This window comes from Acidovorax radicis (genome assembly GCF_020510705.1).
GTDB lineage: Bacteria > Pseudomonadota > Gammaproteobacteria > Burkholderiales > Burkholderiaceae_C > Acidovorax > Acidovorax radicis_A.
Map to the genome: position 1 here is coordinate 597,160 of NZ_CP075184.1, position 21,449 is coordinate 618,608.

Consider the following 21,449-nt stretch of genomic DNA (forward strand, 5'->3'; position numbering starts at 1 on the left):
CCTGCAGGCTGCGCCTTCAATGCGGGAACGGCCACAGGCGCAACTTCTGCTTGGCGGTGGACCACAGCTTGGCCAGGCCATGCGGCTCCACGATCAGGAACCACACGATCAGCGCGCCAAAGATCATCAGTTCGGCATGCGACACCCCCGCCGTGGACACCTCGATGCCAAACAACCCCATGAAGGCGGGCAAAAACTGGTTGAGCACGATGGGCAGCACCACGATGAAGGCGGCGCCAAAGAACCCGCCTGCGATGGAGCCCAGACCGCCGATGATCACCATGAACAAGAGGCGAAACGAGATTTCGACGGAGAACGCGGCAGGCTCCCACGCCCCCAGGTGCACAAAGGCCCACAGCGCGCCGGCCATGCCCACGATGAAGGAGCTGACGGCAAACGCGCTGAGCTTGGCGTACATGGGGCGGATGCCGATCACGGCCGCAGCCACGTCCATGTCGCGGATGGCCATCCACTCGCGGCCAATGGCGCCGCGCACCAGGTTTTTGGCCAGCAGGGCCACGACCACCAACAGGGCCAGGCAGAACAGGTACTTGCTGGTAGCGCTCTCGATGGGAAAACCGAACACCTGCAGGTTGTTGACGGACACCGACCCCGAGTCGGAGTTGTTGGTGAACCACTTGATGCGCAGGAACATCCAGTCGCTGAAGAACTGCGCGGCCAGCGTGGCCACCGCCAGATACAGCCCCTTGACGCGCAGGCTGGGCAGCCCGAACAGGATGCCGAAGAACGTGGCGCACAGCCCACCCAGGATCAGCGCGGGGATCAGCGGCATGCCCGGAAAGCGCACAAAAAAGTTGTAGGCCCCGTAGGCCCCCACCGCCATGAAGGCGCCCGAGCCCAGTGAGATCTGGCCGCAATAGCCCACGAGGATGTTCACCCCCAGGGCCGCCAGCGCCATGATGACGAAGGGAATCAGGATGGCGCGGAAGATGTAGTCGCTGGCCAGCATGGGCACCACCAGGAACGCGACGGCGAGCAGCAGCGCCACGGCGATGCGGTCCTGGGCGATGGGAAAGATCTGCTGGTCGGCGCGGTAGCTGGTCTTGAACTGGCCGTTTTCGCGGTAGAGCATGGTGTGTCTCCTGTGTTCTTGTTGTTATGGCTTACACGCGGTCAATGATCTTCTCTCCGAACAAACCTTGCGGTCTGAACAGGAGGAACACCAGCGCCAGCACATACGCAAACCAGATCTCGATGCCGCCGCCCACGAACGGGCCCAGGTACACCTCGGAGAGCTTCTCGCCCACGCCGATGATCAGCCCGCCGATGATGGCGCCGGGCACCGAGGTCAGGCCGCCCAGGATCACCACGGGCAGCGCACGCAGCGCCACGGTAGTGAGCGAAAACTGCACGCCCAGCTTGCTGCCCCAGATCATCCCGGCCACCAGGGCCACCACGCCCGCCACGCACCACACGATCACCCAGATGCGGTTGAGCGGGATACCGATGGATTGCGCCGCCTGGTGGTCGTCGGCCACGGCACGCAGCGCACGGCCGGTGGAGGTTTTTTGAAAGAACACGGAGAGCAGCGCCACCAGGGCGGCGGCAATGGCTGCGGCAATCACGTCTTCCTTGTTGACCAGGATGCCGCCCTGGAACATGCCGTCGAGCATGAAAATGGGCTCCTTGGGCATACCGATGTCGATCTTGTAGATGTCGCTGCCAAACAGCGTTTGGCCCAGGCCTTCCAGAAAGTAGGTGATGCCCAGCGTGGCCATGAGCAGCGTGGCGCCCTCCTGGTTCACCAGGTGGCGCAGCACCAGCTTTTCGATCAGCCAGGCCACCACGAACATGATGGCCCCCGCGATCACGAACGCGGCGAGGTTGGCCACGATGGGGCTTTGAATGCCGGTCCATTGGGGAATCCATTCGGCAAAGCGGGCCATGGCCAGCGCAGCGAACAGCACCATCGCGCCCTGCGCGAAGTTGAAAACGCCCGATGCCTTGTAGATCAGCACGAAGCCCAGCGCCACCAGCGAATACAGCATGCCGGCCATAAGGCCGCCGATCAGTGTTTCGAGAAAGAATGCCATGTGTTGTTCTCCTGATCAGTGCGAGGTGCCCAGATAGGCACTGATCACGTCTTCGTTGCTGCGTACTTCGTCGGGGCTGCCGTCGCCGATCTTCTTTCCGTAGTCGAGCACCACCACGCGGTCAGAGATGTCCATCACCACGCCCATGTCGTGCTCGATCAGCACGATGGTGGTGCCGAACTCGTCGTTCACGTCGAGAATGAAGCGGCACATGTCCTGCTTTTCTTCCACGTTCATACCGGCCATGGGCTCGTCGAGCAGCAGCACCTGCGGCTCCATGGCCAGGGCCCGGCCCAGGTCCACGCGCTTTTGCAGGCCATAGGGCAACTGGCCTACGGGTGTCTTGCGGAAGGCCTGGATTTCGAGGAAGTCGATGATGTGCTCGACTTTTTCGCGGTGCGCAATTTCTTCGCGTTCGGCGGGGCCGATGCGCAGCGCCTGCAGCAGGATGTTGCTTTTGATCTTGAGGTTGCGCCCGGTCATGATGTTGTCGATCACGCTCATGCCCTTGAACAGCGCCAGGTTCTGGAAGGTGCGGGCCACGCCCATCTCGGCCACCTGGCGCGAGTTCATGTGCGAGAACGTCTTGCCGCGGAAGGTGATGGAGCCGTCCTGCGGCGTGTACACGCCGTTGATGCAGTTGAGCATGGAGCTTTTGCCAGCGCCATTGGGGCCGATGATGGCGCGGATCTCGTGTTCTTTCACGTTGAACGAGATGTCGGTCAGCGCCTTCACACCGCCAAACCGCAGGCTGATGTTCTTGACGTCGAGAATGACGTCGCCGATCTTCTTAGTGGTCATGGGTTGCCTGAACTCAATCTATGGGATGCGGTGCGGTGTCTGGGTGAGGCCGGGCATTCACGCGGCCTTCTTGACCGGCGCAAAGGTTTTGGTGTCCGCCAGCTTCAGGGTGGCACTTACGCTGCCCGTGCGTCCGTCCTCGAACTTGACCTGCGTCTCGATGTATTGCTCGGTGCGGCCCGCATAGAGTGCGTCCACCAACACGGCATATTTTTCGGCGATGAAACCCCGGCGAACCTTGTTGGTGCGCGTGAGTTCACCGTCGTCGGCATCGAGCTCCTTGTGCAGCACCAGGAAACGGCTCACCTGGCTGCCCGCCAGCATGGCGTCGGTGGCGAGGTCTGCGTTGACCTTCTCGATGCACTCGCGGATCAGCTCATACACCTGCGGCTTTTGCGCCAGGTCGGTGTAGCCTGCATACGGCAGATTGCGGCGCTCGGCCCAGTTGCCCACCGCGTCGAAGTCGATGTTGACCATCACGCACACCTTCTCGCGGCCGTCGCCCAGAGCGACGACTTCCTTGATGTGCGGGAAGAACTTGAGCTTGTTCTCCACGTACTTGGGCGCAAACATGGCGCCATCGTTGGCGCCGCCCTTGATGCGGCCCACGTCTTTCACCCGGTCGATGATCTTGAGGTGGCCGTGACCATCAAGAAAGCCCGCATCGCTGGTGTGATACCAGCCGTCGGCCGTCAGCACCTCGGCCGTGGCGGCAGGGTTCTTGTAGTATTCCTTGAGCAGACCGGCGGATTTGACCAGGATCTCTCCGTTGTCGGCCACCTTGATCTCCACGCCGCGAATAGGCACACCCACCGTGTCGGCGCGGGCCTGGTTGTCGGGCTGCAGGCACACGAACACGGCGGTTTCGGTGGAGCCATACAACTGCTTCAAGTTGATGCCGATGGAGCGGTAGAAGGTGAACAGGTCGGGCCCGATGGCCTCGCCCGCTGTGTAGGCCACCCGCACACGGCTGAACCCCAGGTTGTTGCGCAGCGGCCCGTACACCAGCGCGTTGCCTATGGCGTATTGGAGGCGGTCCCACAGGCCCACGGGTTCGCCGTCCATCAGCGCCGGGCCCACACGCTTGGCCACCTCCATGCAGGCGTGGAACATCTTTCGCTTGATGGTCCCCGCGTCTTCCATGCGGATCATCACGCTGGTGAGCAGGCCTTCAAAAATGCGCGGGGGCGCAAAGTAATAGGTGGGACCGACTTCCTTGAGATCGATGGTCACGGTGCCGGCCGACTCGGGGCAGTTGACGACATAGCCGCAGGCCAGCCATTGTGCGTAGCTGAATATGTTCTGCCCGATCCACGCGGGGGGCAGATACGCCAGCACTTCTTCGGAGCTGGTGAGTTTGTCAAATTCGGCGCCCGCCGAGGCGCGGTCGATCAGGGTGCTATGGGTGTGCACCACGCCTTTGGGGTTGCCGGTGGTGCCCGAGGTAAAGAACATCGCTGCCACGTCGTCGGGGCTGGCCTTGGCCACCTCGGTACGAAACCACTCTGGGTGGGCTGCGGCATGGGCACGGCCGGCTTCGATCAGTGCGTCCAGCGAAGCGAGGCCTTCTTCTTCATACTTGCGCAGGCCACGAGGATCATCAAAGTAGATGCGTGCAATCTGGGGGCACTGCTCACGGATCTCCAGCAGTTTGTCGACCTGTTCCTGGTCTTCCACCACACAAAACCGGACGTCCGCATTGTTGAGCGGAAAGATACATTCCGCGCCCACGGCGTCCTGGTACAGCGGCACCGGAATGGCCCCCAGCGACTGGGCCGCCAGCATGGTGGCGTACAGGCGGGGGCGGTTGGCGCCGATCACCACCATGTGTTCATGGCGCTGCAGCCCGGCCAGGTGCAGGCCGGCGGCCATCTGCTCCACCAGGCGCGCCAGGTCGGCCCACCCGTGGCTTTGCCAGATACCGTATTCTTTTTCACGAAGTGCCGGGGCATGGGGGCGCTCGGCTGCATGCTTGAGCAGCAATTGCGGGAACGTGGTCTTCATTCCGGCTCCTAAAAAAAAGGGGGTCAGCCCGGTGACTGCAGGGGGCGCTGCTCTGTGGCAACGCGTTGGGACAATGCTAGAACCCACTTTGACGTCATCTTGTCTTGCCGACGACAATTTACGGGAAACTCCTTGGGAGGTTAAACCCTGCCTCTGACACAAAACGCGCCACCGTGTGGTTTGCACCGGCCCCGGCTGCCTGACTTGGCGGGGCGGTATCCTCACGCACATGTACGCCCCGTTTTTCGGTCTCCAGCACGCCCCGTTCTCCATCGCCCCCGACCCGCGCTACCTGTTCATGAGCGAGCGCCACCGCGAGGCACTGGCGCATCTGCTCTATGGGCTGGATGCGGGGGGCGGTTTTGTGTTGTTGACGGGCGAAGTGGGCGCGGGCAAAACCACCGTGTGCCGGTGTTTTCTGGAGCAGATCCCGTCGCACTGCGATGTGGCCTACATCTTCAACCCCAAGCTCACGGTGGGCGAGTTGCTGCGCTCCATCTGTGATGAATTTGGGGTGCCGCACCAGGCGTCCTCACCAGGAGGGGAAACGGTCAAGGATTACATCGACCCGCTCAACGCATCGTTGCTGGCCGCGCATGCTGCGGGGCGCAACAGCGTGCTCATCATTGACGAGGCGCAGAACCTGTCGGCCGATGTGCTGGAGCAACTGCGCCTGCTCACCAACCTGGAGACCAGCGAACGCAAGCTGCTGCAGATCATCCTGATCGGCCAGCCCGAGCTGCGGGCCATGGTCGCCAGCCCGTCGCTGGAGCAACTGGCGCAGCGGGTGATCGCGCGGTTTCACCTGGATGCACTGAGCCCGCAGGAAACCCAGCAGTACATTGCCCATCGCTTGGCCGTGGCGGGCCTGCAGGGGCCCGTGCCGTTCAGCCAGCGCGCGATCCGGCGCATTCATGTCCTGTCGCGTGGGGTGCCCCGGCGCATCAACCTGCTGTGCGACCGGGCCTTGCTGGGTGCGTACTCGGCCGGGGTGCGTGAGGTGGGCGTCGCCATCGTCAACCGCGCTGCGCGGGAGGTGTTTGATGCGCCCGCCTCGGCAGCGGCGGCCGCTGCTCGGGGGCGCGGCCGAACGTGGCCCTCGTGGGCGTCTGTGGCACTGGGGGCTTGCGTGGGGGCTGCCGTCGTGGCAGCGGCCAGCGCCTATCTGGGCGGCTGGCCCTTGTCGCCGCCGCGCAGCAGCGGCGTTGGAGTGGGTGCTGGTGGCGTGGCGGCGCAAGGGGGCGGCAGTGTGGCCCCGCAGCGCGGGGCTTCCTTGGCCGGTGGTGTGGCGGCTGCGCCCCCGGTGGCTTTGGCGGCCTCGGCGGCAGGTTCGGCGCCCGCCGTGCGCCCGGCATCGGGGCTGAGCCAGTTTCTGGCCGCACAGCCGGCGGGGGAGGGCGCTGCCTGGCAGGCGCTAGCATCGGCCTGGGGGGCTACGGTGCCCGACGGCGTCGATGCGTGTGCCGCGCTCGTGCGTGAGGGTTTGCGCTGTTACCGCAACCGCCGCGCGGGGCTGAACCTGGTGCGGCAGATCGACCGGCCCGTGCTGCTGGCCCTTTTTGCCTCGGACGAAACCGACGTCGCCGTATCGGCCGTGCTGCGCCAGCTGGACGGTGATGTGGCCGTGCTGGAAGGCGGCGGCCATACGCTGCGGGTGCCCGTCAGCGAGCTGGCGCAGGTATGGCGCGGCGATATCGCCACGCTGTGGCGTGCCCCGGCAGGAATGCCTGACAAAGGCGAGATCACCGATACCCCCGCAGGGCTGGCGTGGCTTGACAAGCAACTGGCCTCCACCGCAGCAGGCGGCACGGGCGCGGGTGGCGGTGGCCGACCGGTGACGCCTGCCGTGCGCCAGTCGCGCATCCAGCGATTCCAGCTGGCCCAGGGCGTGACGCCCGACGGCCGTGCTGGCCCTTTGACCCTGATGTTGCTCAATCGCCTGGTGGGTGTGAGTGAACCGCGCCTGCGCACCGGAGCCTGAATCCCATGTCTTACATTCTTGATGCGCTGCGGCGCGCCGAAGCGGAGCGCGGCCGCGGGGCGGTTCCCGGTATTCATTCGCAGTCACTGCCCGTGCCAGGCAACGCTGCCGCGACCACGCGGGCGATGGCGTCGCCTGTGTGGATCGCGGCCACGGTGGCCTCTGTGGCCGTGGTGGCTGCCGCCGGTGCCTGGTGGGTGACGCAGCGCAGCGCCCCCCAGGGCGGCGTGGTGGTGGCTGCTGGTTCGGCGCCGCCGTCGGCGGCCGTGGCCGCGCCGCCCGCAATGTCTGCCATCGCGCCTGCGGCGCCGGTGGCGGCGCCCGCCGTCGCGCCGGTCCTGATCGCCCCACCCGAGCCAGCGGTGCCCGCACCGCCCGTGAAACGTGCCGCTGCGCCATCGCGCGAAAAAGCGGACCGGGCGCCCGGCACCGCACCAGCGCCGTCTGCCGGGTTGGCACGCCCCCGTTCTGCCGAAACCCCGCGCGCGCCTGCGCGTGAGCCGGCAGACCCTGTGCGCCGTGAGCCACCACCTGCGGCCGTTGCGGCTACGGGGCCGGCCGGTACACCGCCCATATCACCCATCTCGGCCACGGGCACGGTGTTCGCCCAGGCGGATTTGCCTGATTCCGTGCGCGGGCAACTGCCGGTGTTGAAGATCTCGGGGATCACCTACTCCAGCAACCCGGTGTCGCGCATGGCGATTGTCAACGGGCAAGTGCTGCACGAGGGGGACCCCGCTGCGCCGGGTTTGCTGCTGGAGAGGATCGAGCCCGGGCGCACGGTCTGGTCGTTCCGGGGCTACCGGTACGGTCTGGCGCCTTGAGGGGCCGGGGACGGGACTTCTCGGCGCACGATGCGGCGGAGAGTTCGGCCGTAAGTGCTGCCGGGTCTGGTGGGGTTGGGTGGAGGGGTATGAGCCAAATTGCCCTGTAGCGCTTGTCCATCAAGCGCTTGCAGCTATCAAATTGATATTTACAGGCGGGGCCGTGGTCCGCCCTGTTGGTGCTATCGGATGAACCGGCCGTCGCGCCCCACCAACGTCAGCTCCACAAACCGCGACGCATTGCGCTCGGGGGTGCTGGCGTTGATCTCGAAGCCGCCCAGGTCCCACTTCTTGAGGTTCCAGGTGGCGTCGATGAAGGCGGCGCGCGTGGGGTTGCGGCCAGCCCGCTGCAGGGCCTCGGCGAACACGCGGGCGTTGATGTAGCCCTCCAGCGCCAGGTGCGACGGCTCGGCCGTGGCGCCCGATGTTTTCCAGGCCGACTGAAATTCGCGCACCACCGGCATGACGGCGTTGCTGGGGAGGGGCACTACCTGGGAGATCGCCATGCCGGTCGCATCGGCGCCCAGCGTCTTCACGGTGGCAGAGGTGCCCATCACCGACAGCGCATAAAGCGTCACGCCGCGTTGCAGCCCCCGAAACGCCTTCACGAATTCGAGGGTGGGTTTGCCCGCCAGGCCGATCACAACGGCTTCGAGCTTGCCGTCGGCCAGCTTGGCCGCTGCGGTGCCTGCGTCTGACGCATTGTTTTCCACCGTCACGGACAGTGCCTTGGGCAGCTTGAGCTGGTCCATCGACGCGCTGGCGGCGGTGAACACCTCTTTGCCGAACGCGTTGTTCTGGTAAACGATGCCGATGCGTTGAATCCCGATGGTGGACAAATGCTGCACGAGTTTTTCAGCCTCGTCGGCATAGCTGGCGCGGATGTTGAACACATTGCGCGCGGTCTTGGTGCGGCTCAGCTGCGCGCCCGTGAACGGCGCGAAGAACGGAATGCCGCTGTCGATCACCTTGGGCAGCATGGCGTCGATCATGGGCGTTCCCATGCAGTTGAACAGGGCAAAGTTGCCCGGGTCGGCCAGAAACTGCTCCACGTTGGCCAGGGCCTTGGGCACCTCATAGGCATCGTCTTTGGTCACCAGCTCGATGGTTTTGCCGTGGATGCCGCCGCGCGCGTTGAAGGCCGCGAATGCGGCCTTGGCACCCTGGTGCATGGCCGAACCGAGATCGCCCAGCGGACCGGTGAGCGCGGTCGATTGCGCAATCTTGATGGTCGCGTCCTGCGCATTGGCGCGGCGCACCGCCCCCAGCAGGGGCAGGCTGAGCGCCGCCGCCAGGATCTGGCGCCGGGCCAGCGGGGGCTGGCAATCTAGGTGCCCCCGGGTCAATTCAGAAGAGGTGGGTGTGGGGTGGTGGTGCATGTCTGTTTCTTTTTAGGGCCATGGGCCGCGCGCGGGCGGCCGGGCTGAGGCACCATCATCCCGTCACGATTGACATTTTTTTGTCAGTCTGGCGACAATTGGTCTCGTGGTATTCCCGGCTTTTGCTGCACCCGCCGCGCCTGGGAGCCTTGAGTCCGCGTGGCAGCTTCGCGGGTTTTTTATCTTTAGCGTGGGGGCTGCGCCTCCATGGAATTGGGAACTGCGCATGAACCAAGACCTGTCCTTGCACCAGCGGCGCAGGCCGCCCACGTCGCAAGAGCTTGCAGGGATCCCCTGGCTGCACCTGCTGTTGCCAGCGGACCGCGAACGGGCCGTGGCCGCGTTGCTGGTGGGGGATGCGAAGGCGGGCGACTACGTGTGCCGCGTGGGGCGACCTGTCACTTACTGGTTCGGGGTGGTGGAGGGGTTGCTCAAGATGAGCACCGACAACGCGCAGGGGCAGACCATGACGTTCACGGGAGTGCCGCCCGGTGGCTGGTTTGGCGAGGGCACGGCGTTGAAGCGAGAACCCTACCGCTACAACATCCAGGCGCTGCGCAAGAGCATCGTGGCGGGGCTGGACATCGACACGTTTCACTGGTTGCTGGACCACTCCATCGGTTTCAACCGCTTTGTGATGAACCAGCTCAACGAACGCCTGGGCCAGTTCATTGCCGCGCGCGAGATCGACCGCCTGGGCAACCCTGACGTGCGTGTGGCGCGCAGCCTGGCGTCGTTGTTCAACCCGGTGTTGTACCCCGGCGTGGGCGAGGTGCTGCGCATCACGCAACAAGAGCTGGCGTATCTGGTGGGTCTGTCGCGCCAGCGCGTGAACGAGGCGCTGGCGGCGCTGGAGCTGCAAGGCGCCATCCGGGTGGAATATGGCGGCTTGCGGGTGCTGGACCTGGGCGCGCTGCGCTCCAGCATTTTTCAGTGGCAGGGTGGGTGAGACGGCGCGTGCCCGGCGCAGGTGGCCGGGAAGGGCGGTGCGCTATGCGTTCAGCTCTTTCAGCGCTTTCAGCCCGTTCATTGCGGCAATAACGGCGCCTTGGTGTGCTGTGCCATGGGGCGGCCTGCAGCCCCTGCAGAGGCCAGGCGAACATGCCCTGCGGCCGCAGCCGGTGTGGCCTGCGTGGACGCGGGACTCCAGCTGTTTTCGTCGCCTCCGTCGTTGCGTGTGAGGCGGAAGGCGCCCACCATCTGGGTGAGTCGCGCTGCCTGGTCTTTCAGGCTTTCTGCGGCGGCCGAGCCCTCTTCGACCAGCGCGGCGTTTTGTTGGGTCATCTCTTCGAGCGCGCCCACCGACTGGTTGACGTGGCCGATGCGCTCGCTTTGCTCGTGGGTGGCCGCCGTGATCTCACCCATGATGTCGGAGACGCGGCGCACCGACAGCACCAGGTCTTCCATCGTTTTGCCCGCGTGGTTGACCAAGGTGCTGCCTTCTTGCACCTGATCGACGCTGGCGCCGATCAGTGTTTTGATCTCGCGCGCCGCGTTGGCAGAGCGGCCCGCCAGGCTGCGCACTTCACCGGCCACCACGGCAAACCCCCGGCCCTGTTCGCCCGCCCGTGCGGCCTCTACGGCGGCGTTCAGTGCCAGGATGTTGGTCTGAAAGGCGATGCCGTCGATCACGCTGATGATGTCGGCGATCTTGCGCGAGCTGGCGCTGATGGTGTCCATGGTGCGCACCACCTGCGACACCACTTCGCCCCCGCGTGTGGCGGCTTCGGATGCGGTGGATGCCAGCTGGTTGGCCTGCCGGGCCGAGTCTGCGCTTTGCGACACGGTGCCGGTCAGCTCTGCCAGCGCGGTGGCGGCGCCCTGCAGGTTGTGCGAAGTCTGCTCGGTGCGCTGGCTCAGGTGGAGGTTGCCCGACGCCACCTCCGAGCTGGCCACGAGGATCGATTCAGCGGTCTGCCCGATCTCCCCCACCAGCGTGCGCAAACGCTCCTGCATGGCGGCGATGGCTTCGAGCAGGCGGCCGGTTTCGTCATGGATGCGCACCTCCACCTGGGATGTGAGGTCGCCGCGTGCAATACGCTCGGCCACCACCACGGCACGCCCGAGCGGTGCGGTGATGCCGGCGGTGATGCGCCAGGCGATCAATGCGCCGAGTCCAATGGCCAGCAGAACCAGCAGGCCGCCGACGGTGCGCGCACGGCTCTGGGTCTGGTCGGCCAGTGCGGTGGCCTGGGCGTTCAGGGTGTTCTGCAGTTCGCTCAGTTCGCGCAGCTTGGCGCGCCACGCGGTCTCCAGCGGTGCGACGCGGGTCATCAGCGCGAGCGTCGCGCTCACGGTGTCGCCGTCATCCACCGCCTTGATGGCAGTGTCCAGCTCGGGGCGTGTCTTCTGGCCCAGCGCCTGCACCTGGGTGAGCAGCTGGACCTCCTCCGGGGTGGCCTGGTCAGGTGACACGGTCTTTGCGAGCGCGGCCTCCAGCTGCGCATATTCCTTGAGCGTTTGAGCCACCGCCTCGACCTGTTCGTGGGCCTGCTTGGGGTCGATGTCGTTGAGCATGGCCGCAGAGCGGCCGTGGAGGCCCATGGCGCTCACGGTTTCGAGCATGCTGCTGACCAGTTTGGCCTTGCTGGCGCCCACGCCAGTGATCTGGAGCATCTGGTCATGCACCTTGCCCACCGAGAGATGCCCCACTGCCGCTACGGCCACGAGGAGCACCAGCATGCATCCAAACCCCAGCCCTAGCCGGCTGGAGATAGAAAAGGATTTGGGTGAAGAAGAAGCGGCCAGCATGAAAGTCCTTGTATCGCGGAGAAAAATCCAACAGCGCAATCCGGGTAATGCAATATCGATGCCCGCACGGGGCGCTGCTCTGATCTTGCCGTCTGAACGACGCAGTGTAGGGAGAAATCAGGCCCAAGGTCATGAGGCTTGGGGATGCCCTCATGCGTGAATCACATGACCATGGCTGTTACAAATGGCCGCGCCCGGAAGGCGGACAATCAGCGGCGAATAAAGGTTTTTATTGTGCCTGCGCATCTTGATGAAAATCGCCGTTAGCGGTTTACCCATAAGGCGCTATAGCTATTAAAAATGATGTATCCGACCGCATCCATTCTTCCTTTTATCATCCACCGTTGCGGCCGAATAGGTATTAACCTGTAACAAACGCGAGGCCATTGATGACGCTGCTTTCCATCTTCTTGCTGGCTCTGTGTGCGCCATTCGCTGGCCAGTGCGCTCGCTTTGCCAGGGGCCTGCGCAGGACGGCACCTGCCTTCCATGCGCCCGGGCGTGGACGGGTGTTGCGCGGTGGGCTCGCGCTGTGCCTGGTGGGCAGCCTGGGGGCGGCCGCACATGCAGGACTTGTCGCGGTGGCTGTGGCCGATGCAGCGGGCCAGCCTTTGGCGGATGCGGTGGTTTTTCTTGATTCGGCCGACGCGCGCAAACAGGTCAAACCTCTTGTCGGCGTCGAAATGGCGCAAGAAAAACGCAAATTTTTGCCCGGTGTATTGGTAGTGCCCGTTGGCACCGAGGTGCGGTTCCCCAACCACGATTCGGTGCGGCACCACGTGTATTCGTTTTCTCCGGCCAAAAAATTCGAGCTCAAGCTCTACAGCGGCACCCCCTCCAGTCCCGTGCTGTTCGACAAGCCCGGCGTGGTGGTGCTTGGCTGCAACATCCATGACCAGATGGTGGGCTGGATGCTGGTGGTGGAGACGCCCTTTTATGCCCGCGTGCCCGATGCCAGCGGCAAAGTGCAACTCGACAACGTGCCGCCCGGCGTCTACACGCTGCGCACCTGGCACGCACGCCTGCCCGTGGGCGCACCAGCGCAGGAGCAGCCACTGACGGTGCCCGCAACTGGCGCGGTGTCGGCGTCGGTGCGCATGACGGGGTTACAGCCTTGATGCGACTGCGCCTGGCGCGACACAGCCTGATCCTGCGCATGGTGGGACTGTCCCTGTTGCTGTTGCTTATCGTGCAAGCGGCAGGTTTTATGGTGGTGCGCTCATCCATTGATCACAACGCCCGCGCGCAGGTGGCGCGGGCCCTGGATCTCGACGAAAACATCTGGCGCCGCCTGCTGGAGCAGAACGCAGATCAGCTGCGCCAAGGATCTGCGCTGCTGGCGGCCGACTATGGGTTTCGGTCGGCGGTGAACTCGGGCGATGCCGACACCATCCAGTCGGTGCTGGAGAACCATGGCAGCCGCATCGGGGCGGCGGTGACAGCGCTGCTGGCGACCGATTTTGCGCTGCGGGCCGTCAGCCTGTCAGACGGGATGGCGCAGTTTCCCGCAACCTTGCAGCAGATCGTGCCGCGCCTTGCCGCACAGCCGCAGGGCAGCCAGATCGCGGTGATGGACGGCGTGCCTTACCAGTTTGTGATGGTGCCCATGAGGGCCCCCGTGGTGATCGGATGGGTGCTGATGGGGTTTCCCATTGTCCAGGCGCAGGCCGATGAAATGCGCCAGCTTCTGTCCGTGCATGTGGCGCTGGTGGTCAAGGAGGCGGGCGGCGCCGCCAAGGTGCCCGTGACCACCTTGCCGCCTGATGCCAGGGCGCAGCTGCTGCGCGAAGGGGTGGTGCAGGGCGAGCTGCACACCGCGGAAGGCACGCTGCTGGCGCGCGCCAGCCCACTCGACAGCGTGGGGGGCGAGGTGTCGTCCCTGTTGCTCCGGTCGGTGGACGAAGTGGTGGCGCCCTACCGCCAGCTGCAGGTGCTGCTGGCCATCATCACGGTGGCGGGCGTGCTGCTGTTTGCCATAGGCACGGGGCTGGTGGCGCAGCGCCTGGCAACGCCCCTGCGCTCGTTGCTGGTGGCCACACAGCGGCTATCGCGTGGTGAATACGACGTGCCGCTGGAGCACACCCGCCGCACCGACGAGATTGGCAACCTGGCGCGTTCGTTTGACCACATGCGTGTGGACATCGGTGCGCAGCAAACCGAGATCCGCCGGCTGGCCTATTGGGACCGCTTGACCGGTTTGCCCAACCGCGAGCGGTTTCGTGAGGCGGTGGTTCAGGCCATCGCCAGCGCTGCCAGCGCGGGCAGCACTGCAGCCGCGCAACCCCTGGCGGTGCTTACGCTTGATCTGGACCGGTTCAAGCATGTCAATGACGTGTTGGGCTACGCGTTTGGCGACCGCTTGCTGCAGGCTGTTGCCGGGCGGCTGACCGAGCTGTTGCCATCTGCCGGCGACATAGTCGCGCGCATGGGGGGCAATGAGTTCGCCATTTTGCTGCAGCGCGCAGATGCCGTGGCCGCACATGGCACAGCGCAGCACATCACGCAGTCGTTTGAAGTGCCGCTGGCCTTTGACGACCAGACGGTGGACCTGAGCGCGGGCATCGGTTTTGCCTGCTGGCCTGGGGATGCCGCCGATGCCGACACCCTGCTCAGCCGCTCGGAGATCGCGATGTACGCGGCCAAACGCAAGCTCAGCGGCGCGCTGCAATACGACGCCTCGTTCGATCTGGCCAGTTCGCAGACCTTGTCGTTGCTGACCGAGCTGCGCCATGCGGTGGAACACAACGAGTTGCGCCTGTATCTGCAGCCCAAAGTGCCGCTGCACGGGCAAGCCAGCCTGGCCGCCGAAGCCCTGGTGCGCTGGCAGCACCCGCAGCGTGGCCTGGTGCCCCCCATGGAATTCATACCGTTTGCCGAACAAACCGGGTTTGTGCGCCAGCTCACGTTGTGGATGTTCGAGCAGGTGGCCCGGTTGCTGTCCGATCTGCGCACGGCCGGCATGCCGCTGCGTGTGTCGGTCAACCTGTCCACCCGCGATCTGCTGGACCCCGAGCTCAGCGACCGGCTGGCCGACATCCTGGCGCGCTATCAGGTCCCGGCCAGCGCCTTTTGCCTGGAGATCACCGAAAGCGCCATCATGGACGACCCTCAACGCGCTGAAGCCATGCTCAACCGGTTGTCCGAACAAGGATTTAAGCTGTCCATCGACGACTTCGGCACGGGCTATTCGTCGCTGGCCTATCTCAAGCGCCTGCCGGTGGATGAGCTCAAGATCGATAAATCATTTGTGATGGGCATGGAGGTGGGGGAGGACGATGTGATGATCGTGCGCTCGACGATCGACCTTGCGCACAACCTGGGCCTGACCGTGGTGGCCGAGGGGGTCGAGACGGCCGAGATCATGGAACACCTGCGCACACTGGCGTGCGATGAAGCGCAGGGCTATCACATCACCCGGCCGCTGCCGGTCGATGATTTTCTGGCCTGGCAGGTGCGCCAGGGGTAAGCTTTGGCGGTACCGGTGGGGTGGCGCCGCGCCATTCCACCCATTTTTTCCTGATCAATCCCCCGTGGGCCGGCCGGCCCTGGCAAGCCCACGGGTAACAATACGCGCAATGTCTTCTTCGAGTTCCCGCCCGCCAGTCCATTCAGCGGCCCCTTCTGATGCGGGCGCGCCAGCGGCGGCCCCGTCTGCTCTACGCCCAGTGCTGCGCCGCCCTGCGGTGTCTGCGACCCCTGTGAAGCCAGCGGCGGCTCGGCCAGCGGCGGCCCCGTCTGGTGCGCGCCCGGCTCGCCCTGCGCCTGCAGCTCGCCCTGCGCCCGCAGCCCGCTTTGGTTCGACCGCTGCGGGCGCACCTGCGGCCCGGCCTGCGCCGCGCGTGCCCAGTCCGGCACAGGCCGCCACCAGCGCCGAGGGTTCCAACGGTGCCGTGCGCCTGAACAAGCGCCTCGCCGAGCTGGGCCTGTGCTCGCGCCGCGAGGCGGACGACTGGATTGCCCATGGCTGGGTGTATGTCAACGGTGCGCCGGCTGAGATGGGTGTCAAGGTCACGCCACAAGACACGGTCACGGTCGAGCGTGCGGCCCAGCGCCACCAGGACAATCGCGTCACCATCCTGCTTAACAAGCCCATGGGCTATGTGAGCGGCCAGGCCGAGGATGGCCACACGCCGGCGGTGGCGCTGATCAACCCGCGCACGCACTGGCGCGATGACCCCAGCGGCATGCGCTTTACGCCACCGCACCTGCGCGGCCTGGCGCCGGCGGGGCGGCTTGATATCGATTCGGTGGGCCTTCTCGTTCTGACGCAGGACGGCCGCGTGGCGCGCCAGCTGATTGGGGAAGATTCGACCCTGGAGAAGGAATACCTCGTGCGTGTGGTCTATCAGGGCCCGGGCCAGGCCGAGGGACGCCATCCCGACGAGCGCAGCGCGCCGCTGCAGGAAATCGGCGAACACGACCCGGTGAGCACGAATGTGCAGGCGGTGTTTCCACCCGCGATGCTGGCGCGCCTGCGCCACGGCCTGAGCCTGGACGGCCAGGCACTCAAGCCCGCCAAGGTCGAATGGCAAAACCCCGAGCAGCTGCGCTTTGTGCTGGTCGAGGGCAAAAAGCGCCAGATCCGCCGCATGTGCGAACAGGTCGGCCTGAAGGTGGTGGGCCTCAAGCGCATCCGCATGGGCCGCATCACCCTGGGGAACTTGCCGGTGGGGCAGTGGCGCTACCTTTCCGCCAACGAGCGGTTCTGAGCGCTGAGCGGTCCGAGGCCCCCGCATTCGTCGCGTCCTTGCTCGGATCTGCCCCCATGTCCTCCCCACCGCGTTTGTCTGCCGGGCCCGCCGCGCCAGCCGCGCCGGTTTCTGTCCCCACGGTGGCCGCCAGGCGCTCCCTGCTGCGGCAGTTGCGTGCATCCGATCTGCGGGGCATGGCCCGCCTGGCCACGCAGGCGACGGTGGGTATCAGCCGGGTTGCCGAAGGGGTGCACCAGTCGGTGCTGGGCACGCTGGGCTTGCCGGGCGGCGCGCAGCCGGGGCGCGCCCGGGGCCTGACGGGCATGGTGTACCAGAGCATTCGCGGCGTGACGCAGGTGGTGGATATAGGCCTGCAAGCGGGCCTGGCCAGGCTGGAACCCTTCTTTGCTCCGCACACAGCAGACACCAGCGTATTGTGGGAGCGTGAGGCGATAGTTGCCGCCCTCAACGGCGTGATGGGCGACCGCCTGCAACAGGACAACAACCCGTTGTGCACCCGCATGGGCTTTTACCAGGCTGGTCGGCCACTGGACGTGCAAGCGCTCGGCGCCACAAAAGACGCCACAGGCAAGGTGCTGGTGTTGCTGCACGGCCTGTGCATGAATGACTTGCAGTGGCTGCGCGCTGGCCATGACCATGGCTCGTACCTGGCCCATGCCTTGGGCTATACCCCAGTTTACCTGCGCTACAACACGGGTTTGCACACTTCCACCAATGGTGCCGAGCTGTCGGCCATGCTGGAGTCCCTGGTGGCCTCATGGCCCGTGCCCGTCACGGAAATCGCCATGCTGGCCCACAGCATGGGCGGGCTGGTCGCGCGCAGCGCCTGCCACCATGCGGCGCACGGTGTGGCGCCTGTCGGCGGCAGCAATTGGTTGCCCCTGCTGCGGCACCTGGTTTTTTTGGGCACGCCACACCATGGGGCGCCGATGGAGCGTGCCGGCCACTGGGTGGATGTGCTGCTCGGGAGCACACTGTATTCACGGCCGTTCACGCGGCTGGCGCAGTTGCGCAGTGCGGGCATCACCGATTTGCGCTACGGGCATGTGGTGGACGCAGACTGGCAGGGGCTCGACCGGTTCCGCACATTCCCCGACCGGCGCGCACTGGTGCCGCTGCCTCCCCGCGTGGCCTGCTACGCCCTTGCTGGCACACTGGCGGCCCGGCGCAGTCCGGTGGCAGAGCGCCTGATCGGTGACGGATTGGTGCCTTTGCACAGCGCCCTGGGCGTTCATGAAGATCCTGCCCGCGACCTGCATTTTGCCAAGCGGCGCCAAGCTGTTTTCTACCGCGTGGGGCATCTTGCGCTGCTGGGTGATGAGGCTGTGGCGCGGCAACTGGTGCAATGGATGGAACCTGTTTGACAGCCAGCGACCCAAGCACGTGGTGGCTGTGCGGGCTGCGCAGGCATGCCAACGGCGTATGCGTGGGGCGGTGGCGCGGCTACCATGGCGCCCTGTGACCTCAAGTTTTAAAACAAGGAGATGCGAGTGAGTGATGTGAAATACCGCCTGGTGACCCGCAGCGACTTCGACGGTCTGGTTTGTGCCGTGCTGCTCAATGAGCTCGATCTCATTGACGAGATCACCTTTGTCCACCCCAAGGACATGCAGGATGGCAAGATCGCCATTACCGGCCGCGATATCACCACCAATCTGCCTTACGTGCCCGGCGCCCACCTGGTGTTTGATCACCATGAGTCCGAGACCGTGCGCAACTCGGGCCGCCGCGACGAGAACCACATCATTGAAGCGCATGCGCCATCGGCAGCGCGGGTGGTCTACAACCACTACGGTGGCAAGGCAGCGTTCCCGCGGGTGACCGACGAAATGATGGCCGCCGTGGACCAGGCCGACTCCGCCCAGTATTCGCGCGACGACATCCTCAACCCCCAAGGCTGGGTGCTGTTGAACTACCTGATGGATTCGCGCACCGGCCTGGGGCGTTTTCGCGAGTTCCGCATCAGCAACTACGCGCTGATGATGGACCTGATCCAGTACTGCCGAGACCACACCATCGAAGAAATTCTGGCGCTCCCGGATGTGCAGGAGCGGGTGAATCTGTACCGTGAGCAAGCGCTCCGGGCCAAGGCACAACTGCAAAGCTGTGCCATCAGCCTCGGTAACCTGGTGGTGCTCGACCTGCGCGATGAAGAAACCATCTGGGCCACCAACCGGTTCATGATTTATGCGTTGTTCCCCCAGGCCAACATCTCCATCCATGTGATGTGGGGCCTGCAAAAGCAAAACACGGTGTTTGCCGTCGGAAAGTCCATTCTGGACCGCAGCAGCAACACCCACGTGGGCAATTTGATGCTGGAGTTTGGCGGTGGCGGACACGCGGCAGCGGGCACCTGCCAGGTGGCCAACGACAAGGCCGACGCCATGCTCAAGACGCTGATCCAGCGCATCAACGCCGACGGTTGATCGCCCCCGCACGGCGCAGGCGTAGCAATGGCAGCCTCTTGAAACGGCTGGCGCTGCCCATAAATCACGCATGCCGGTCTGGCTTGCGTGATTTCTTTTTTTGCCAGGCCCCTTTTGTGAAGGGGCCGACCCCGTGAAACCCGAACCGTTTGCCTTGTGGTTGAACGCCATTCGCCGGTTCTGCGGGACCGCTGCCCCGTGCCTTGATGAATGAATCTACTGAGAGAGAGAACCTACCCATGAGCAAACAAACCCTGTCGTTCCAGGCCGAAGTGGCGCAACTGTTGCACCTGGTCACCCACTCGCTGTATTCGAATCAGGAAATTTTCCTGCGGGAACTGATTTCCAACGCATCAGACGCCTGCGACAAGCTGCGTTTTGAAGGCCTGAACAACGCCGCCTTGTTTGAAGACGCCCCCAACCTCGAGGTTCGTGTGGCCTTCGACAAGGACGCGAAGACGCTCACCATCACCGACAACGGCATCGGCATGAGCGAGCAGGAGGCCATCGACCACCTGGGAACCATCGCCAAGAGCGGCACCAAGGACTTCATGGGCAAGCTCAGTGGCGACCAAAAGCAGGACGCTCAGCTCATCGGCCAGTTTGGCGTGGGCTTCTATTCGGGCTTCATCGTGGCCGACAAGATCACGGTGGAATCGCGCCGCGCGGGCCTCAAGGCCGAAGACGGCGTGCGCTGGATCAGCGGCGGCACGGGCGACTTCGAGGTAGAGACCATTACCCGCCCTGCACGCGGCACCAGCATCATCCTGCACCTGCGCGACGATGCCGAGGAATACCTCAACGCCTGGAAGCTCAAGCAAGTCATCGCCAAATACTCCGACCACATCAGCCTGCCCATCCTGATGGAAAAGGAAGAATGGAAAGACGGCGAGCTGATCAACCCCAGTGACGAAAACGGTGGCCGCCAGCCCGGCGGCATGGTCAAGACCGGCGAGTGGGAAACCATCAACAAGGCCAGTGCCCTGTGGACCCGCCCCAAGAAGGACATCACCGACGAGCAGTACCAGGAGTTCTACAAGAACATCTCGCACGACCATGAAAACCCGCTGACCTGGGCGCACAACCGTGTCGAAGGCAATACCGAGTACACGCAGCTGCTCTACATCCCGGGCAAGGCGCCGTTTGACCTGTGGAACCGCGACAAAAAGGCGGGCATCAAGCTCTACGTCAAACGCGTCTTCATCATGGATGAGGCCGAGGCGCTGATGCCCAGCTACCTGCGCTTCGTGAAGGGCGTGATCGATTCGAGCGACCTGCCGCTCAATGTCAGCCGCGAGTTGCTGCAGGAGAGCCGCGACGTCAAGGCGATCCGAGAAGGCAGCACGAAGCGCGTGTTGTCGATGCTGGAAGACCTGGCCAAGCATGACAAGCATGACGCACCCGTTGAAGGTGCCGACGCCGTGACCGATGTGGTCGATGCCGACGACAAGGCCAAGGAAGGCAAATACAGCCAGTTCTACGCCGAGTTTGGCGCGGTGCTCAAGGAAGGCCTGGGCGAAGACTTTGCCAACCGCGAGCGCCTGGCCAAACTGCTGCGCTTTGCCAGCACCAGCAGCGACACGGCCAGCGTCTCGTTCGCTGACTACAAGGCGCGCATGAAGGACGGCCAGGACGCCATTTACTACATCACCGCCGACACGCTCGCCGCCGCCAAGAACAGCCCGCAGCTTGAAGTCTTCAAGAAAAAGGGCATTGAAGTGCTCTTGATGACGGACCGCGTGGACGAATGGGCGCTGAACTACCTGCAAGACTTCGATGGCACCCCGCTGCAAAGCGTTGCCAAGGGCGCGGTCGATTTGGGCAAGCTGCAGGACGAAGCCGAAAAGAAGGCGGCTGAAGAGGCGGCCGAAACCTTCAAGCCTGTGTTGGCCAAGCTCAAAGAGGCCCTCAAAGACAAGGCCGAAGACGTGCGCGTGACCACACGCCTGGTCGATTCACCCGCATGCCTGGTCGTGCAGGACGACGGCATGAGCACCCAACTGGCCCGCATGCTCAAACAAGCGGGTCAGCAGGCCCCGGACGCGAAGCCCGTGCTGGAGGTGAACGCCGAGCACCCGCTGGTCAAGAAGCTCGACGGCAGCGTGCACTTTCACGACCTGGCCCACATCCTGTTCGATCAGGCGCTGCTGGCCGAAGGCGGTTTGCCCGAAGACCCGGCCGCCTACGTGCGGCGTGTGAATGCCTTGCTGGTTTGATTTGATATAAAAATGGCCGCCAGCGCTTTATTCATAAGCGCCAGCAGCTATCAAAAAAGAAGGGGCGACCCCACCAGGGATGCCCCTTCTTTTTTATGTCTCCTGCTTTGTGGCGGTAAGCAGCAGGCGTGCGTGCACGCTGTTGCGGTCGGTGGGGGCCGCCTGGAGGAGCTGCGCCAGGGCATCGTCGGGTAGCTCTGCAGTGGCGCGCCGGTCGTTGGCCACGGGGATGTTGCGCCAGCCTGAAAGCACCATCCACTCCCAGAGCTCCTGAGGCACGGCGTGTGTGATCCGCATCCTG

General features: G+C 64.6%; 16 protein-coding genes. 9 read left to right on the forward strand and 7 right to left on the reverse strand.

Features of this window, described 5'->3' with window-relative positions; all coding sequences use genetic code 11:
- Nucleotides 1-16: 16 nt before the first annotated feature.
- Genes KI609_RS02725 through KI609_RS02740 form a run of 4 tightly spaced genes read right to left on the reverse strand, consistent with a single transcriptional unit; the run spans nt 17 to nt 4,859 of the window.
- Nucleotides 17-1,093, reverse strand: a complete 1,077-nt coding sequence (locus tag KI609_RS02725) for a branched-chain amino acid ABC transporter permease (RefSeq protein WP_226446842.1) — start codon at nt 1,091-1,093, stop codon at nt 17-19.
- A gap of 31 nt (nt 1,094-1,124) precedes the next feature.
- Nucleotides 1,125-2,054, reverse strand: coding sequence for a branched-chain amino acid ABC transporter permease (locus KI609_RS02730; RefSeq protein WP_226446846.1), 930 nt, complete (start codon nt 2,052-2,054; stop codon nt 1,125-1,127).
- Between the two features lie 15 nt (nt 2,055-2,069).
- Nucleotides 2,070-2,855, reverse strand: a complete 786-nt coding sequence (locus KI609_RS02735) for an ABC transporter ATP-binding protein (protein ID WP_226446847.1) — start codon at nt 2,853-2,855, stop codon at nt 2,070-2,072.
- 57 nt (nt 2,856-2,912) lie between these two features.
- Nucleotides 2,913-4,859, reverse strand: coding sequence for an AMP-dependent synthetase/ligase (locus KI609_RS02740; protein WP_226446849.1), 1,947 nt, complete (start codon nt 4,857-4,859; stop codon nt 2,913-2,915).
- Between the two features lie 229 nt (nt 4,860-5,088).
- Here KI609_RS02740 and KI609_RS02745 point away from each other — a divergent pair, with 229 nt between their 5' ends.
- A complete protein-coding gene (locus tag KI609_RS02745; protein WP_226446852.1) occupies nt 5,089-6,840 on the forward strand; it encodes an ExeA family protein in 1,752 nt (583 codons plus the stop codon).
- 5 nt (nt 6,841-6,845) lie between these two features.
- Nucleotides 6,846-7,664 (forward strand): general secretion pathway protein GspB, encoded by an 819-nt coding sequence (locus KI609_RS02750; protein WP_226446854.1) that lies wholly within the window; start codon nt 6,846-6,848, stop codon nt 7,662-7,664.
- A 182-nt stretch (nt 7,665-7,846) separates the two neighbouring features.
- On the opposite strand, the gene KI609_RS02755 is transcribed toward KI609_RS02750, so the two are convergent.
- Nucleotides 7,847-9,043 (reverse strand): ABC transporter substrate-binding protein, encoded by a 1,197-nt coding sequence (locus KI609_RS02755; protein WP_226446856.1) that lies wholly within the window; start codon nt 9,041-9,043, stop codon nt 7,847-7,849.
- Between the two features lie 226 nt (nt 9,044-9,269).
- On the opposite strand from KI609_RS02755, the gene KI609_RS02760 reads away from it, so the two are divergent.
- Nucleotides 9,270-9,992 carry a Crp/Fnr family transcriptional regulator gene (locus KI609_RS02760; RefSeq protein WP_226446858.1) on the forward strand — a complete coding sequence of 241 codons (723 nt, stop codon included), beginning with the start codon at nt 9,270-9,272 and terminating at the stop codon, nt 9,990-9,992.
- 77 nt (nt 9,993-10,069) lie between these two features.
- On the opposite strand, the gene KI609_RS02765 is transcribed toward KI609_RS02760, so the two are convergent.
- Nucleotides 10,070-11,794, reverse strand: coding sequence for a methyl-accepting chemotaxis protein (locus tag KI609_RS02765; protein WP_226446860.1), 1,725 nt, complete (start codon nt 11,792-11,794; stop codon nt 10,070-10,072).
- Between the two features lie 389 nt (nt 11,795-12,183).
- Between KI609_RS02765 and KI609_RS02770 the strand changes: the two genes are divergently transcribed.
- The 6 genes from KI609_RS02770 (at nt 12,184) to htpG (ending at nt 21,148) form a co-directional block, all read left to right on the forward strand.
- Nucleotides 12,184-12,912, forward strand: coding sequence for a methylamine utilization protein (locus KI609_RS02770; RefSeq protein ID WP_226446862.1), 729 nt, complete (start codon nt 12,184-12,186; stop codon nt 12,910-12,912).
- Entirely contained in the window at nt 12,912-15,260 is a 2,349-nt protein-coding gene (locus tag KI609_RS02775) for a putative bifunctional diguanylate cyclase/phosphodiesterase (protein WP_226446865.1), read from the forward strand. The genes KI609_RS02770 and KI609_RS02775 overlap by 1 nt, the downstream gene beginning before the upstream one ends.
- 373 nt (nt 15,261-15,633) lie before the next feature.
- Nucleotides 15,634-16,503 (forward strand): pseudouridine synthase, encoded by an 870-nt coding sequence (locus tag KI609_RS02780; RefSeq protein ID WP_226450158.1) that lies wholly within the window; start codon nt 15,634-15,636, stop codon nt 16,501-16,503.
- A gap of 56 nt (nt 16,504-16,559) precedes the next feature.
- Nucleotides 16,560-17,870, forward strand: coding sequence for an esterase/lipase family protein (locus KI609_RS02785; RefSeq protein ID WP_226446867.1), 1,311 nt, complete (start codon nt 16,560-16,562; stop codon nt 17,868-17,870).
- Nucleotides 17,871-17,996: 126 nt separating this feature from the next.
- Nucleotides 17,997-18,932: an exopolyphosphatase gene (locus KI609_RS02790; RefSeq protein ID WP_226446869.1), complete on the forward strand. Its 936-nt coding sequence runs from the start codon at nt 17,997-17,999 to the stop codon at nt 18,930-18,932.
- A gap of 239 nt (nt 18,933-19,171) precedes the next feature.
- A complete protein-coding gene (htpG, locus tag KI609_RS02795) occupies nt 19,172-21,148 on the forward strand; it encodes a molecular chaperone HtpG (RefSeq protein WP_226446871.1) in 1,977 nt (658 codons plus the stop codon).
- Between the two features lie 93 nt (nt 21,149-21,241).
- Here the strand turns inward: htpG and KI609_RS02800 are convergent, their stop codons facing one another.
- A complete protein-coding gene (locus KI609_RS02800; RefSeq protein ID WP_226446873.1) occupies nt 21,242-21,445 on the reverse strand; it encodes a hypothetical protein in 204 nt (67 codons plus the stop codon).
- Nucleotides 21,446-21,449: the final 4 nt, after the last annotated feature.

Coding starts and splice junctions, on each gene's coding strand:
- KI609_RS02725 (WP_226446842.1), bottom strand. CDS start 1,093: ATGCTCTACCGCGAAAACGGCCAGTTCAAGACCAGCTACCGCGCCGAC.
- KI609_RS02730 (WP_226446846.1), bottom strand. CDS start 2,054: ATGGCATTCTTTCTCGAAACACTGATCGGCGGCCTTATGGCCGGCATG.
- KI609_RS02735 (WP_226446847.1), bottom strand. CDS start 2,855: ATGACCACTAAGAAGATCGGCGACGTCATTCTCGACGTCAAGAACATC.
- KI609_RS02740 (WP_226446849.1), bottom strand. CDS start 4,859: ATGAAGACCACGTTCCCGCAATTGCTGCTCAAGCATGCAGCCGAGCGC.
- KI609_RS02745 (WP_226446852.1), top strand. CDS start 5,089: ATGTACGCCCCGTTTTTCGGTCTCCAGCACGCCCCGTTCTCCATCGCC.
- KI609_RS02750 (WP_226446854.1), top strand. CDS start 6,846: ATGTCTTACATTCTTGATGCGCTGCGGCGCGCCGAAGCGGAGCGCGGC.
- KI609_RS02755 (WP_226446856.1), bottom strand. CDS start 9,043: ATGCACCACCACCCCACACCCACCTCTTCTGAATTGACCCGGGGGCAC.
- KI609_RS02760 (WP_226446858.1), top strand. CDS start 9,270: ATGAACCAAGACCTGTCCTTGCACCAGCGGCGCAGGCCGCCCACGTCG.
- KI609_RS02765 (WP_226446860.1), bottom strand. CDS start 11,794: ATGCTGGCCGCTTCTTCTTCACCCAAATCCTTTTCTATCTCCAGCCGG.
- KI609_RS02770 (WP_226446862.1), top strand. CDS start 12,184: ATGACGCTGCTTTCCATCTTCTTGCTGGCTCTGTGTGCGCCATTCGCT.
- KI609_RS02775 (WP_226446865.1), top strand. CDS start 12,912: ATGCGACTGCGCCTGGCGCGACACAGCCTGATCCTGCGCATGGTGGGA.
- KI609_RS02785 (WP_226446867.1), top strand. CDS start 16,560: ATGTCCTCCCCACCGCGTTTGTCTGCCGGGCCCGCCGCGCCAGCCGCG.
- htpG (WP_226446871.1), top strand. CDS start 19,172: ATGAGCAAACAAACCCTGTCGTTCCAGGCCGAAGTGGCGCAACTGTTG.
- KI609_RS02800 (WP_226446873.1), bottom strand. CDS start 21,445: ATGCGGATCACACACGCCGTGCCTCAGGAGCTCTGGGAGTGGATGGTG.